Here is a 13,685-nt window from a genome sequence, read left to right as displayed (position 1 = left end):
GCAACTTCTTTAGCCGCGCGTTCTCGGCCTCAAGGTCCTTGAGCCGCTTGGCGTCGGGCACGCTCATGCCGCCAAACTTGCTGCGCCACAGATAATAGGACGCCTCGCTGAAGCCATGCCGCCGGCACAGGTCCTTGATCGCCACACCGGCATCAGCTCCGCGCAGGGAGCCGATGATCTGTTCTTCAGAAAAACGCTTCTTCACGTCCAATCTCCCCGAGTTAGGAATTGGACTCCAAACCGAGGGGCTACTCAAAGTTGGGGGGGCGTCGGGCTAACAACAAGGTAGCGAGCAGCCGTCAGGAGGTGTGCGCGTCGCGCTTAGACCCGGAGTGTGCGAGTGGTACATGCCGATTCCGAGCACCGGCCGCGCCCACTTGGCGACGGCGCAGTGGCTTTGCTAGCCGCTCTAAAGTGAGTGAATTGCAGAGCGAAGGTTCTGCCGGTTTGCTGCTTGGCCTTGCCCGCCCACCATCGCAGGACACGCTGCAAGTACGTCCCTGTAAGCTCCTTGGCGGCATTCATGCCGCCAAGGGTCCCGCGACGGTGAGCCGGCAAGGACCCGTTGAGTTGGTCAGTTTGCAACGTTTTCAACAAGCAACCAGCAGACCACAGGCGCAGTCCTCGCATTCTTTAGAAAACCACCAGCCAACTGTCTGGTGAGGGCACCGCGCACTCCAGATTGCAGATCGATGGAACCACCGCGATATCCCACGGTCACACCTTGGATGTTGTCGATGTCAGGAGTTCCACGATGCAAACCAAATCTTCGCGCTGGCCGTGGTTGTTGGCGGTCCCGGTGATCGCCGGCGCCGCTTGGTGGTTGTTTGGCGGCCCCGCTGGCACCGAGTCCACCTTGCCCGCACCGATCACTCGCACCGCCAGCGCAGTCGCCGCTGCAGTCAACCCGCAGCCCGCCCCAGCGAGCAACGAACCACGTCATCCGGTACAGGCGCCCTCGGCCGACGCCGCCGATGCGGCAATTCCGCCATTGGCGCAAAGCGACGATGCCGCCTGGGAAGCGCTGCTGGCGTTGGTGCAGGACGATACGGCATTGTCGATCGTGCTGCGCAAGCACCTGATCGAACGCGTCGTGGTGATGATCGACAATCTCACTCAACCCAGCATCAGCCGCCGTGCCTTGGTGCTGCAGCCGGTGTCGGGCGAGTTGCAGGTCTCCGGTCCAGACACGCACCTGGTGATCGATCAGGCCAATGCGGCGCGCTATGGGCCTTACGTCGCTGCATTCACCAGCGTGGATGCGCAGGCCTTGGCGCGTAGCTATGTGCGCTTCTATCCGCTGTTTCAGCAGGCATATGCGGACTTGGGCGCGCCAGATCGTTACTTCAACGACCGCGTGATCGATGTGATCGATCACCTGCTGCGCACGCCGGATCCGGCGCAACCGATCGGCGTACAACGCGATGAGCGTGGCCGGTATCGCTTTGTTACCCCGGCGCTGGAGTCATTGTCGGTGGGGCAAAAGGCGCTGCTGCGTCTGGGGCCGACACAAGCGACTGCAGTGAAGGCGCAGTTGCAGCGGATCCGCGCGGCGCTGTTGCAGGGGCGCTGAGGCCAGTTGCATCCAAACCGTGCAATTTTTAAAAGGCCGCATTCATGCAGCCCTGTGGGTTCACGCAATGGCGCACGTACACGCAGCGGTGCGACACGCGCCGCTCAACGTCCATACGCCTGACGCGCTGTGTGATCGATGACAGCACTCAGCGACACATCCACAGTCCAGCAACACCGCAGCATGCCGCGGGGTTGCTGGAATCCGCGCGCGGTGCCCCGGCGCCTAGGCTGCATCCAGCTCCGGGTAGTGCCGGAAGATGCCATTGGTGTTGAATGCCACACGTCGTTCGGATGCGAGATACGCCGCAATACGCGGTCGCTTGGCCACACGCTGTTGCAGCGCCATCAACCCTGGTAAGTCTGTCGCTAGCGTCGTCATGCGCTTGGGGAACATGTACTCCAGGCCACTGATCATTTGAAACAGCGACAGATCCACGTACGAATGCGTGCCCAGCACGTGCATGCCGCCGGACTGTTGCAGCACCTGCTCGAAATACCCCAGAAATTTAGGGAGGCGATTCTCGCATAGGTCTTGGGCGCGCTTGGCGGCTTCGGCCTGTTGGTCTTCGTAATACAGACCAGTGGCGATCGGGTGATGGGTGTCGTGCACTTCCGCCACCAAGTCGGCAATGGTCATCTGTAATTGCAACGCCTGCAGACGTTGCGGCTCCGAATCGGTTACCAACTGCAACTGCGGGCCGATGAAGTGCAGGATCGCTGCAACCTGCGCCACCACGATGTCACCGGCCTTGAGAAATGGCGGTGCGAACGGTTGCGCACCCACATGCCCGCCTTCCAGAAATTCAGTCATGACCTCGTCGCCGTGCGTCCGCGCCACATCGGTATAGGCAGCGCCGGCATCTTCCAAGGCCAATCGCACGAACTCGCCGCGGCCCTGCAGGCCGGTCCAGTAATACAGTTGATAGTGCATGCGCGGCTCCGCGATCGAGTGCATGCAGCTTAGGAAAACCACGGCTAGGTGCGCGTGATCGACACGTCAGCAGGTTGTGACTTGTGGGCGCTGTGCGGCTGCGCCTGCAGCCAGGCGAGTTTGCGCGCACGCGGCAGACGTTTGAGTGCGCATTCCGCGCGGGAGGCGCTGGCGCGATCCGGATAGGTGCGACTGACGAGCACATGCACGGGTGGATTGGCGCGCGTGTAGCGCGCACCGGTGCCGCGCAGATGGGCCTGGAAGCGTCGCTCCAAATCGTTGGTAATGCCGGCGTAATAGCTGTCGTTACGACACAGCAGCAGGTAGAGGTGCCAGGGTTTGGGTGCATCCATCCGCACATTATCGCCACTCGCGTGGGCTTGCGCAGCTTGGGTGCGCAACAGGCCAACCAGCCGACTGTCACGTGTGATCTGTCGCTGAGTGAATAACCACCTAAACATTGGTTATTTGACGCTCGCCACGCCGGCAAACAGCATGCCGTATCGCATGCGCGGTCGCGGCGGCTTTGCTGGTGGCACGTCAATCACGCGGCGCGGCGCCTTGCGGCGCACGCCGGCTGCAGCATCGCAGCGCACCTACCAGCCCATACAAAAGGATGTCAATGATTGCGCGACACCGGAGCCCCGCGGGTATTGTTTCTGCTTCCAGATGGTTGGGGATACCGCAGTTGCTTGCATGGAGTCTGGCGTGCGCCTGCATGCCGGCGGTTGCCGACGAAGTAGGCGATGCCGCCGCAGCGCCGGAGCGCACAGCGCAGACCCTGGGGGCGGTGACCGTCACCGCAACGCGTCGCGAAACCACCTTGCAACAAGTGCCGGTGGCGGTGTCCGTGGTGCAGGGCGAAACGCTGGAGCGCGAGAACCGGAATAGTGTGGCCGACCTGCCGGCGCTGGTGCCCAGCCTGACCTTCCGCACCGGTGCTTCCAACAAGGACACCTCGCTGTTCATGCGCGGCGTGGGCACCATTTCGACTTCGCCAGGCGTCGAACCCAGTGTGGCCACGGTGATCGATGGCGTGGTGCTCGGCCGGCCGGGCCAAGCCACGCTGGATCTGCTCGATGTCGAACGCATCGGAGTATTGCGCGGGCCGCAGGGCACCTTGTTCGGCAAGAACGCCTCGGCCGGCGTGCTCAACATCATCAGCAAGCCGGCGCCGGAGGTGTTCGGTGGCTATGTGGATTATTCGCATTTCGGTGGCGGCGACGAAGACCGCGTGCGTGCCAGCGTTGGCGGCGCGCTGGTGCCGGAGGTACTCAAGGCCAGCGTCTCGGCGTTGTGGGCCGAATACGGCGGCAACGTGCGCAATGTGGCCGATGGCCAGACGGTCAACGGTTACCAGCGTTCCGGCGCGCGGCTGCGGTTGGATCTGACCCCGGACCCAAGCTTGAACGCAACGCTGCTGGCCGATGACCTGCGCTCGCGCAGCGATGCGCCCAGCGGTGTGGTGGTGGCCAGCACGCGTGCGGATTTTGCCGCTGCGCTTGCGCCGGTGATCGCGCGTGCCGACAACCGGCTGATCAACAGTGATTACCGCACGCATCTGGAAGACACCAACAAAGGCGCCTCGCTGCAACTGGATCAGCAACTCGGCGATGCGCTGCTGACCTCGATCAGCGCGTGGCGGCAGTGGGACAACACCCAGTTCCAGGATGGCGATCGCACTGCGCAACGCAGCGCGGCGTTTCCGTCCTCGCACGACCGTGGCGATCTTGGCTACACGCAATATTCGCAGGAAGTGCGCATCCAGACGCCGCGCGACCGTGCGGTGGAAGCGGTCGCCGGGCTGTATTACCTGCACGCGCGCAGCAACGAAACCTACCAACGCACGGTGATCTCGCCTACCGCCAGCAACCTGGGCGTGGCCGATTACGACACCCGCGCGCAGACCTATGCAGTGTTCGGCGAGGCGACCTGGCATTGGCACCCGGATCTGCGCGCCGTGCTGGGCGCGCGCTTCACTCGCGACACGCTCGACTATCAACACCAGCGCGTGTCCACCTCTGCAACCGCAGCCACCGGCATCCTGCCGGCCACCGCCAGCAGCGGCAGCACCGCAGAAGACGGCGTCTCCGGCCGCACCGGTCTGCAGTACGACGTCGATGCGCAGATCACCGGCTATCTCACCTATTCGCGCGGCTACAAGGGCCCGGCCTACAACGTGTTCTTCAACATGCAGCCGCGCGATACGCCGGCGCTGAAGCCGGAACCCTCAAATGCGTGGGAGCTGGGGTTGAAGACGCGCGCACTCGACGACCGCCTGAGCGCGAACCTTGCGCTGTTCCATACCGAATATGCCAACTACCAAGCCAATTTCTTCGACACCGTGGCCGAGCAGGTGGTGACGCGCTTGATCAATGCCGGGCAGGTGCGCACGCAGGGCCTGGAACTGGATCTGGATTACCGCCCTACCCAGCGGCTTAGCCTGGCCGCATCGTTGGCCTATACGCAGGCGCGCATCCAGCGCTTCGCCTGTCCGGCAGCGGCGGCGGCCAACTGCAATGTGGATGGCAAGCCGCTGCCATTTTCGCCGGACTGGAAGGGCAATCTGCGTGCAGGCTATCGCGTGCCGTTGCGCGGCAGTCTGGCGCTGCAATTCAACGGCGATGTGAGCTGGCAGGACAGCGTGCAGTACGACCTTAGCCAGACCGCGCAAACCATCCAGGGCCCTTACGCAATCTGGAATGCCAGCATCGCGCTGGCCGACGATCTGCATGGCTGGCGGGTGGCAGTGCTGGGTCGCAATCTCGGCGACCGCGCGTATGCGCCGCTGTTGGCCAATGCCACCGGCAATGTGTTCCGCCTGGTGCCGCGCGACGATCAGCGTTATGTGGGCCTGCAATTGCATAAGGATTTTTGACGATGGGTGTGATGTTTCTTGATGTTGCTGTGGGTAGTGACATCGCTGCCTTGTACGGTGCGCTGCGATGAGTGCGCCACGTCAGCTGTCGCTCGGCGCCTTCCTGATGGCCACCGGCCATCATGTGGCGGCGTGGCGGCATCCGCAGGCCAGTGCCGACACGCTGGTGTTCGATCATTACCGCGAGATGGTGCGCATTGCCGAAGCCGCCAAGTTCGACACGGTGTTCGTCGCCGACAGCCTGGCTGCAGCTGGCGGCCCATTGGCCTCGCGCATGGCACGTTCCAGCCTGTTCGAGCCGCTCACGCTGCTCAGTGCGTTGGCGGTGGTGAGCGAGCGCATCGGCCTGATCGCCACCATGACCACCAGCTACAACGAGCCGTATCACGTGGCACGCAAATTCGCCTCGCTGGATCATCTCTCCGGTGGACGTGCCGGCTGGAATCTGGTGACCTCCGATGCCGCCGATGAAGCGCTGAATTTCAATCGCGATGCGCATTACGTGCACGCCGAGCGCTATGCGCGTGCGCGCGAATTTCAGCAGGTAGTCGCCGGGCTGTGGGACAGTTGGGACGACGATGCCTTCATTGCCGACACTGCTGCCGGCCTGCATCACGACCCGGCGCGGGCGCATGTGCTGGATCACCGTGGCACGCATTTTCAGGTGCGTGGCCCGCTGAATATTGCGCGCGCGCCGCAGGGTCACCCGGTGCTGGTGCAGGCCGGTTCGTCCGAGCCTGGGCGTGCGCTGGCGGCCGAGACGGCCGAGGTGGTGTTCACCGCGCAATCGTCGCTGGCCAAGGCGCAGGCGTTCTACGCCGATATCAAGGGCCGGCTGGAACAGTTTGGCCGCGGGCGCGATGCATTGAAGGTGTTGCCCGGCGTGTTTATCGTGGTTGGCAAAAGCCAGGCCCAAGCGCAGGAGAAATTCGAGCAGTTTCAGGAGCTGGTCGAACCGGAGGTGGGCATCGCGTTGCTGTCGCGCATGCTGGGCAATTTCGACCTGTCGGGATATTCGCCGGATGGCCCGCTGCCGGAGTTGCCGCTGACCGAAACCGGCCAGCGCAGCCGCCAGCAGTTATTCACTGAACTGGCGGGGCAGGAGCAGTTGAGCATCGCTCAGCTCGGCCGGCGCATCGCTGGCGGGCGCGGCCATTACAGCTTGATCGGCACCCCCACGCAGATTGCCGATGAGCTGCAGGCGTGGTTCGAACAAGGCGCTGCCGATGGCTTCAACGTGATGGTGCCGCATCTGCCCGGTGGCCTGGCCGACGTGGCCAGGTATGTCGTGCCGGAACTGCAGCGACGTGGATTGTTCCGGCGTGAATATGCCGGGCGCACGCTGCGCGATCATCTGGGGCTGCAATGCCCCGTCAATCGCTTCAGCGCACGCTGATCAACCGGACATACCCCATGAGCTACCTCGCACATCCCGATCGTTACGACCGTATCGCCTACCGCCGCGTTGGCCGCAGCGGCCTTGTGTTGCCTGCGTTATCGCTGGGCCTGTGGCACAACTTCGGCGACAGCACGCCGATCGAGACGCAACGCGCACTGCTGCGCACCGCCTTCGATCTGGGCATCACCCATTTCGATCTGGCCAACAATTACGGCCCGCCGTATGGCAGCGCCGAGATCAATTTCAGCCGCCTGCTGCGTGAAGATTTCAAGCCGTATCGCGACGAGTTGATCATCTCCACCAAGGCCGGCTGGGACATGTGGCCGGGCCCGTACGGGCAGGGCGGTAGTTCGCGCAAATACCTGCTGTCCAGCCTGGATCAGAGCCTGCAACGCCTGGGCGTGGAGTACGTGGACATCTTCTACTCGCACCGCTTCGATGCGCAGACGCCGCTGGAAGAGACTGCCGGTGCATTGGCCAGCGCGGTGCAGCAGGGCAAGGCGCTGTATGTGGGCATATCGTCGTATTCGGCTGCGCGTACACGCGAGATCGCCGCATTGCTGCGTGAGTGGAAGGTACCGCTTCTGATTCATCAGCCGGCCTACAACCTGTTCAATCGTTGGGCCGAACATGAGCTGTTCGATGCCACTGCGGAGGTTGGCGCTGGTGTGATCGCATTCACGCCGCTCGCGCAGGGCTTGTTGACCGGCAAATATCTCAATGGCGTGCCCAGCGATGCGCGCGTCAACCGTCCCGGTGGTCACTCGCTGCGGCCGGAACATCTCTCCGACGACAACCTGCAACGCGCACGTGGGCTGGAGGCGATTGCGCGCAAGCGTGGGCAGAGTCTGGCGCAGCTGGCATTGGCCTGGGTGCTGCGCGACCCACGCGTGAGCTCAGCGCTGGTGGGCGCCAGCCGCCCGGAGCAATTGGTCGAAAACGTGGCGGCTTTGCAGGCGGCGCCGTTCAGTGCAGAGGAGTTGGCCGAGATCGATCGCCATGCGGTCGAAGGCGGCATCAACCTCTGGGAAAAACCCTCCACCGATTGGCACTGAGGAATTTGCTGATGCATTACCGCATCCCCGCAACTACCATCGAAGCGGCTTTGCGGCCACTGGGCTGGCGCGGCCGTGGCATGCAACCAGCAGCTGCGATGCGAGCAACGGGTTGGCTGCGTGCGTTGCGTTGCTCGCTGGCGGCCGCACGTGCTGTCTGGTGCGCCGTGTTGGTGTGTGGGCTGCTGTTGGCAAGTCTGGTGTGGGCGCAGCCTGCCCTGGCAGCCGAGCCGGCGCAGTTGCGGATCGGTTATCAAAAGGCGGTGTCCATCCTGGTGCTGGCCAAGCAGCACCGGTTGCTGGAGCAGCGCTTTCCGCAGACCAAGATCACCTGGGTGGAATTTCCGGCTGGCCCGCAGCTGCTGGAAGCCTTGAACGTGGGCAGTATCGACCTGGGCGGCGCCGGCGATATTCCGCCGTTGTTTGCGCAGGCCGCCGGTGCCGATTTGCTCTACGTGGGCTGGGTGCCGCCCACGCCGAAAGCCGAAACCATTCTGGTGCCGAGCACAAGCGCGGTGCGCACGGTGGCCGACCTCAAGGGCAAGCGTGTCGCCTTTCAGAAAGGCTCCAGTGCGCACAACCTGCTGCTGCGGCTGTTGGCCAAATCAGGCCTGAGCATGCGCGATATCACGCCGCTGTATCTGTCGCCGGCCAATGCGCGTGCAGCGTTCGCGGCCGGGCAGGTGGACGCATGGGCAATCTGGGACCCGTGGTATTCGGCGTTGACGCTGGATGGCAGCGCACGCCTGCTTGCCAACGGCGAGGGACTGGGACTGACCGGCGGCTTCTTCCTGTCGTCGCGGCGCTATGCCACCGCATGGGGCCCGTTCGTGCAGCAGGTGATGGGCACGCTCAACCAGGCCGATGGCCTGCTGGAGCGCGACCGCGCCGGCAGCATCAAGATATTGGCGCAGGTGAGTGGGCTGTCACCTGCAGTGGTCGAACGCACGCTGACGCACCGCCCACCAGCCAGCGTGCAACCGCTTAGCGCGCAGGTTATCAAGGCCCAGCAGGCCACCGCCGATCTGTTCTATGCGCAGCGTTTGTTGCCCAAGCGTGTTCTGGTGGCACCTGCGGTATGGCGTGCGCCTGCCGCTACCGCTGCGCGGCAGGCAGGTAAGTGATGCGTTCGATTGCACACAGTCGCAGGACGCAGGGCCACGACGTCACAAGCGTGCAAGTGTGCGCTGGCATTTCAATGCGACAAGGCGCGATGCAGCGCGACACCATCGAGGTGTCGCGATGAGCGCCACGTCGCGCCGTTTGGGAAACGCGCTGGTGCCGTGGCTACTGCCCTTGGCCTTGCTACTGGCCTGGCAAATTGCAGCCTCCAGCGGTTGGTTGCCGCAGCGCATTCTTCCTGCGCCGGATGCAGTGCTAGGTGCGGCAGCCACGCTGGTGCGCAGCGGCGAGTTATGGCAACACCTGGCGATCAGCAGCTGGCGCGCGGCGGTCGGTCTGGCAATTGGCGGCAGCATTGGATTTGCGCTCGGCCTGTTGACCGGCGTGTCGCGCGTGGCCGAGCGCCTGCTCGACAGCGCTCTGCAGATGCTGCGCAACGTGCCGCATCTGGCGCTGATTCCGTTGGTGATTCTTTGGTTCGGTATCGATGAGGGCGCCAAGCTGTTTCTGGTTGCCTTGGGCACCTTTTTCCCGATCTATCTCAATACCTATCACGGCGTCCGCAGCGTGGACCCGGCCTTGATCGAGATGGCGCGCAATTACGGCTTGCGTGGCCCGCAGTTGTTTTGGGATGTGCTGTTGCCCGGTGCATTGCCGTCGATTCTGGTGGGCTTACGGTTTGGGTTAGGGTTGATGTGGCTGACCCTGATCGTGGCCGAGACCATCTCCGCCAGTTCCGGCATCGGCTATCTGGCGACGAATGCACGCGAGTTCCTGCAGACCGATATCGTGGTGGTTGCCATCGTGCTGTACGCGCTGCTCGGCAAGCTGGCCGATCTTGCCGCGCGCGGGCTGGAAGCCTGGTGGCTGGGCTGGCATCCGGCGCAACAGCAACGTGCGGAGCTACGCCGATGAGCGCTGCGACTGCCGGGTTGCCGTTGCGGGTGCGTGGCATCGCGAAACGCTATGGCGACAGTGAGGTGTTGCGCGGCATCGACCTGGAGATCGCGCCCGGTGCATGCGTGGCGATCGTGGGGCGTAGCGGCTGCGGCAAGAGCACGCTGCTGCGCGTGATTGCGGGGCTGGACGCCGCCGATACCGGCACGGTCGACAGCGGGCGCGCGCCATTGGCAGTGCAACGCGATGCGGTGCGGCTGATGTTTCAGGATGCGCGCTTGCTGCCGTGGAAGCGGGTGATCGACAACGTGGCGCTTGGCCTGGGCCGGGCCGGTCGTGCGCAGGCGCAGCAAGCGCTGGACGCGGTCGGCCTGGGCACGCGCGGCAATGAGTGGCCGGCGGCGTTGTCCGGCGGTCAGCGTCAGCGCGTAGCGTTGGCGCGCGCACTGGTCCATCGGCCGCGGCTATTGCTGCTGGACGAACCGCTGGGAGCGCTGGATGCGTTGACGCGTATCGAGATGCAGCAGCTCATCGTGCAGTTGTGGCGGCAGCGTGGTTTCACCCTGGTGCTGGTCACCCACGATGTGACCGAGGCGAGCGCGCTGGCCGATCGTATCGTGGTGATCGAACACGGCAAGGTTGGCCTGGATCTGGCCGTGCCGGTGCCGCACCCACGTGCGCCCGGGCTGCCGGCGCTGGCAACGCTGCAGGCGCAGGTGTTGTCGCGTCTGTTGGGAACGGCGCAGCTGCCGGAGCCGAGTACTACAGCCAAGGCTGAGGCGCGGCGAGGCACAACGCGTGAGGCGGCGCACGGTGAGCCGCCATTGCAGCCGATCGCCTAGCGCTGGGCGTCGGGGTCTGACCCTGCGAGGCCTTGGCCTGCGCCTGCGCCACGCATCCAGCCACAGCCAGTAGCTGCGACGTTGCAGCACAGACCGCGGCGTCATTGCGACAGCAAGCCGCCTGCGTGCACTGCCTTCGCAAGCCCGCCCGTGGGCGGTACTGGCCCTATCTGATGCGCGCCTCCAGCACCGGCAAACCTTGAAACCTCGCTCGGCAACCGCATCTGCACGGTATCGCCGGCGTTGCCGGCCACCAGTTCAGAGGATTTCCCCATGCGGATGGACAAGCTCACCTCGCGGTTCCAGCAGGCGCTGGCCGACGCGCAGTCGCTGGCCGTTGGCCGCGACCACAACATCATCGAGCCGGTGCACGTGCTGGCCGCGCTACTCGACCAAAGCGGCGGCAGCACGCGCCCATTGCTGTCGCAGGCCGGCGTCAACGTGCCGCTGCTGCGCGAGCGGCTGGGCGAGGCGCTGGACACGCTGCCCAAGGTGTCCGGGCAGGAAGGCAATCTGTCGATCGGTAACGATCTCAACCGCCTGCTCAACCAGACCGACAAGCTCGCCCAGCAACATGGCGACGCCTTCATCGCCAGCGAATGGTTCGTGCTGGCTGCCGCTGACGATGCCAGCCCGCTGGGCGTGGCGTTGCGCGCGGCCGGCGGTGACAAGAAGAAGATCGAGGCGGCCATCGACAAGCTGCGTGGCGGCGAAACCGTGCAGTCTGAAAATGCCGAAGAGCAGCGCCAGGCGCTGGAGAAATACACCATCGACCTGACCGCGCGTGCCGAGAGCGGCAAGCTCGATCCGGTGATCGGCCGCGATGAAGAAATTCGCCGCACCATCCAGGTTTTGCAGCGTCGCACCAAGAACAACCCGGTGCTGATCGGCGAGCCTGGCGTGGGCAAGACCGCCATTGTTGAAGGCCTGGCCCAGCGCATCATCAACGGCGAAGTGCCCGAAGGCCTGCGCGGCAAGCGCGTGTTGTCGCTGGACATGGGCGCGCTGATTGCCGGTGCCAAATTCCGCGGCGAATTCGAAGAGCGTTTGAAGGCGGTGCTCAGCGACCTGTCCAAGAACGAAGGCCAGATCATCCTGTTCATCGATGAGCTGCACACCATGGTCGGTGCAGGCAAGGCCGATGGCGCGATGGATGCCGGCAACATGCTGAAGCCAGCGCTGGCGCGCGGCGAGTTGCATTGCATCGGCGCCACCACGCTGGACGAATACCGCAAATACATCGAAAAAGACGCCGCGCTGGAGCGCCGCTTCCAGAAAGTGTTCGTGGGCGAGCCGACGGTGGAAGACACCATCGCGATCCTGCGTGGGCTGAAGGAACGTTACGCCGTGCATCACGGCGTGGAGATCACCGACCCGGCAATCGTCGCCGCTGCCACGCTCTCCAATCGCTACATCACCGATCGCCAATTGCCGGACAAGGCCATCGATTTGATGGACGAAGCCGCATCGCGCATCCGCATGGAGATCGACTCCAAGCCGGAGGAGCTCGACCGCCTGGAGCGCCGCCTGATCCAGCTCAAGATCCAGCGCGAAATGTTGAAGAAGGAGAAGGATGAGGCCTCACGTCAGCGCCTGGCCGATCTGGAGAGCGATATCGATAAGCTCGAACGCGAATTCTCCGACCTCAACGAGGTGTGGAAATCGGAGAAGGCTGCGTTGCAGGGTACTACCAAGATCAAGGAGCAGATTGAGCACGCCAAGCTGGAGCTGGAGGCCGCACAGCGCCGGCAGGACTACGCAAAGATGAGCGAGATCCAGTACGGCGTGTTGCCGCAACTGGAAAAGCAGATGCTGCTTGCCAACGAAGTGGAACACCACGACTTCAAGCTGGTGCAGGACCGCGTGACCGCCGAAGAAATTGCCGAAGTGGTGTCGCGCTGGACCGGCATTCCGGTCAACAAGATGCTCGAAGGCGAGCGCGACAAGTTGTTGCGCATGGAAGACGAGCTGCATCACCGCGTGGTTGGGCAAAACGAGGCCATCAAGGTGGTCTCCGATGCGGTGCGCCGCTCGCGTGCCGGCCTGTCTGATCCCAATCGCCCGAGCGGTTCGTTCCTGTTCCTGGGCCCGACCGGTGTGGGCAAGACCGAGCTGTGCAAGGCACTGGCGGATTTCCTGTTCGACAGCACCGAAGCGATGATTCGCATCGACATGAGCGAGTTCATGGAGAAGCATTCGGTGTCGCGCCTGATCGGTGCGCCTCCGGGTTACGTGGGCTATGAAGAGGGCGGCTATCTCACCGAGGCAGTGCGTCGTCGCCCGTATTCATTGATCCTGCTGGACGAAGTGGAAAAGGCGCATGCCGATGTCTTCAACATTCTGCTGCAGGTGCTCGACGATGGCCGTCTCACCGATGGCCAGGGCCGCACCGTGGACTTCCGCAACACCGTCATCGTGATGACCTCCAACCTGGGTTCGCACCAGATCCAGGAGTTGTCCGGCGATGGCAGCGCCGAGGCTTACACGCAGATGAAGGCAGCGGTGATGGGCGTGGTGCAGGCCCACTTCCGCCCGGAGTTCATCAACCGGCTCGACGACATCGTGGTGTTCCATCCGCTGAACAAGGCGCAGATCAAATCAATTGCGCGCATCCAGCTGCATGGCCTGGAGAAGCGCCTGGCCGAGCGCGGCCTCAAGCTGGACCTGGACGATGCCGCGCTGGAATTGTTGGGCAATGTCGGCTTCGACCCGGTGTACGGCGCACGCCCGCTCAAGCGCGCGATCCAGTCGCAGGTGGAAAACCCGCTTGCCCAGCAGATTCTCTCCGGCCAGTACCTCAGCGGCGACAGCGTGCGCGTGCGTGCGGATGGCGGGCGTTTGGTGTTCACCAAGGGCTGAGACGCAGCGGCGGTTGTGCGCGTGCATCGCTGGCATGGGTCGGAGTCATCAACGGGCACTGCGCAGGCAGTGCCCGTTTGCATGATGTATTGGCACCTTGTGGACGGCATCTGCGGCATGTTGTTGG

Annotated in this window: 11 protein-coding genes and 1 other RNA gene; 8 read left to right on the top strand and 4 right to left on the bottom strand. The window is 63.9% G+C overall.

Annotated elements, in window-relative coordinates; genetic code table 11:
* A partial coding sequence (locus tag NX05_RS07455; RefSeq protein WP_053012841.1) for a transposase occupies positions 1-205 on the bottom strand: 205 nt, incomplete at its 3' end.
* A 67-nt stretch (positions 206-272) separates the two neighbouring features.
* Positions 273-349: non-coding RNA, sX9 sRNA (locus NX05_RS22055), on the bottom strand.
* A 405-nt stretch (positions 350-754) separates the two neighbouring features.
* Between NX05_RS22055 and NX05_RS07450 the strand changes: the two genes are divergently transcribed.
* The gene (locus NX05_RS07450) at positions 755-1,573 is read left to right on the top strand and encodes a DUF3014 domain-containing protein (RefSeq protein ID WP_039437472.1); all 819 of its coding nucleotides are present in this window, start codon (positions 755-757) and stop codon (positions 1,571-1,573) included.
* A gap of 225 nt (positions 1,574-1,798) precedes the next feature.
* Here NX05_RS07450 and NX05_RS07445 read toward each other — a convergent pair whose 3' ends face one another.
* Both NX05_RS07445 and NX05_RS07440 read right to left on the bottom strand, forming a co-directional pair.
* The gene (locus NX05_RS07445; protein ID WP_039437625.1) at positions 1,799-2,506 is read right to left on the bottom strand and encodes a glutathione S-transferase; all 708 of its coding nucleotides are present in this window, start codon (positions 2,504-2,506) and stop codon (positions 1,799-1,801) included.
* Between the two features lie 44 nt (positions 2,507-2,550).
* Entirely contained in the window at positions 2,551-2,859 is a 309-nt protein-coding gene (locus NX05_RS07440; protein WP_039437470.1) for a GIY-YIG nuclease family protein, read from the bottom strand.
* Between the two features lie 365 nt (positions 2,860-3,224).
* Here NX05_RS07440 and NX05_RS07435 point away from each other — a divergent pair, with 365 nt between their 5' ends.
* The 7 genes from NX05_RS07435 (at position 3,225) to clpB (ending at position 13,558) form a co-directional block, all read left to right on the top strand.
* Entirely contained in the window at positions 3,225-5,384 is a 2,160-nt protein-coding gene (locus NX05_RS07435; protein ID WP_039437467.1) for a TonB-dependent receptor, read from the top strand.
* A gap of 67 nt (positions 5,385-5,451) precedes the next feature.
* Entirely contained in the window at positions 5,452-6,780 is a 1,329-nt protein-coding gene (locus NX05_RS07430) for an LLM class flavin-dependent oxidoreductase (protein ID WP_039437465.1), read from the top strand.
* A gap of 17 nt (positions 6,781-6,797) precedes the next feature.
* Positions 6,798-7,838 carry an L-glyceraldehyde 3-phosphate reductase gene (mgrA, locus tag NX05_RS07425; RefSeq protein ID WP_039437463.1) on the top strand — a complete coding sequence of 347 codons (1,041 nt, stop codon included), beginning with the start codon at positions 6,798-6,800 and terminating at the stop codon, positions 7,836-7,838.
* An 11-nt stretch (positions 7,839-7,849) separates the two neighbouring features.
* Complete coding sequence (locus NX05_RS07420; protein ID WP_039437622.1) at positions 7,850-8,962, top strand: sulfonate ABC transporter substrate-binding protein; 1,113 nt, start codon at positions 7,850-7,852, stop codon at positions 8,960-8,962.
* 118 nt (positions 8,963-9,080) lie between these two features.
* Entirely contained in the window at positions 9,081-9,875 is a 795-nt protein-coding gene (ssuC, locus tag NX05_RS07415) for an aliphatic sulfonate ABC transporter permease SsuC (RefSeq protein WP_039437460.1), read from the top strand.
* Positions 9,872-10,699 (top strand): ATP-binding cassette domain-containing protein, encoded by an 828-nt coding sequence (locus tag NX05_RS07410; protein WP_039437458.1) that lies wholly within the window; start codon positions 9,872-9,874, stop codon positions 10,697-10,699. The genes ssuC and NX05_RS07410 overlap by 4 nt, the downstream gene beginning before the upstream one ends.
* A 273-nt stretch (positions 10,700-10,972) precedes the next feature.
* On the top strand, positions 10,973-13,558 hold the full coding sequence (gene clpB, locus NX05_RS07405; protein WP_039437456.1) for an ATP-dependent chaperone ClpB: 2,586 nt from the start codon (positions 10,973-10,975) through the stop codon (positions 13,556-13,558).
* Positions 13,559-13,685: the final 127 nt, after the last annotated feature.

The sequence above is a fragment of the Xanthomonas vasicola genome (genome assembly GCF_000772705.2).
GTDB lineage: Bacteria > Pseudomonadota > Gammaproteobacteria > Xanthomonadales > Xanthomonadaceae > Xanthomonas > Xanthomonas vasicola.
This window is presented reverse-complemented; position numbering and strand designations above follow the sequence as displayed.

Bases quoted from the DNA above. Each gene is read 5' to 3' on its own strand.
- NX05_RS07450 (WP_039437472.1), top strand. From the start codon at position 755: ATGCAAACCAAATCTTCGCGCTGGCCGTGGTTGTTGGCGGTCCCGGTG.
- NX05_RS07445 (WP_039437625.1), bottom strand. From the start codon at position 2,506: ATGCACTATCAACTGTATTACTGGACCGGCCTGCAGGGCCGCGGCGAG.
- NX05_RS07440 (WP_039437470.1), bottom strand. From the start codon at position 2,859: ATGGATGCACCCAAACCCTGGCACCTCTACCTGCTGCTGTGTCGTAAC.
- NX05_RS07435 (WP_039437467.1), top strand. From the start codon at position 3,225: ATGCCGGCGGTTGCCGACGAAGTAGGCGATGCCGCCGCAGCGCCGGAG.
- NX05_RS07430 (WP_039437465.1), top strand. From the start codon at position 5,452: ATGAGTGCGCCACGTCAGCTGTCGCTCGGCGCCTTCCTGATGGCCACC.
- mgrA (WP_039437463.1), top strand. From the start codon at position 6,798: ATGAGCTACCTCGCACATCCCGATCGTTACGACCGTATCGCCTACCGC.
- NX05_RS07420 (WP_039437622.1), top strand. From the start codon at position 7,850: ATGCATTACCGCATCCCCGCAACTACCATCGAAGCGGCTTTGCGGCCA.
- ssuC (WP_039437460.1), top strand. From the start codon at position 9,081: ATGAGCGCCACGTCGCGCCGTTTGGGAAACGCGCTGGTGCCGTGGCTA.
- NX05_RS07410 (WP_039437458.1), top strand. From the start codon at position 9,872: ATGAGCGCTGCGACTGCCGGGTTGCCGTTGCGGGTGCGTGGCATCGCG.
- clpB (WP_039437456.1), top strand. From the start codon at position 10,973: ATGCGGATGGACAAGCTCACCTCGCGGTTCCAGCAGGCGCTGGCCGAC.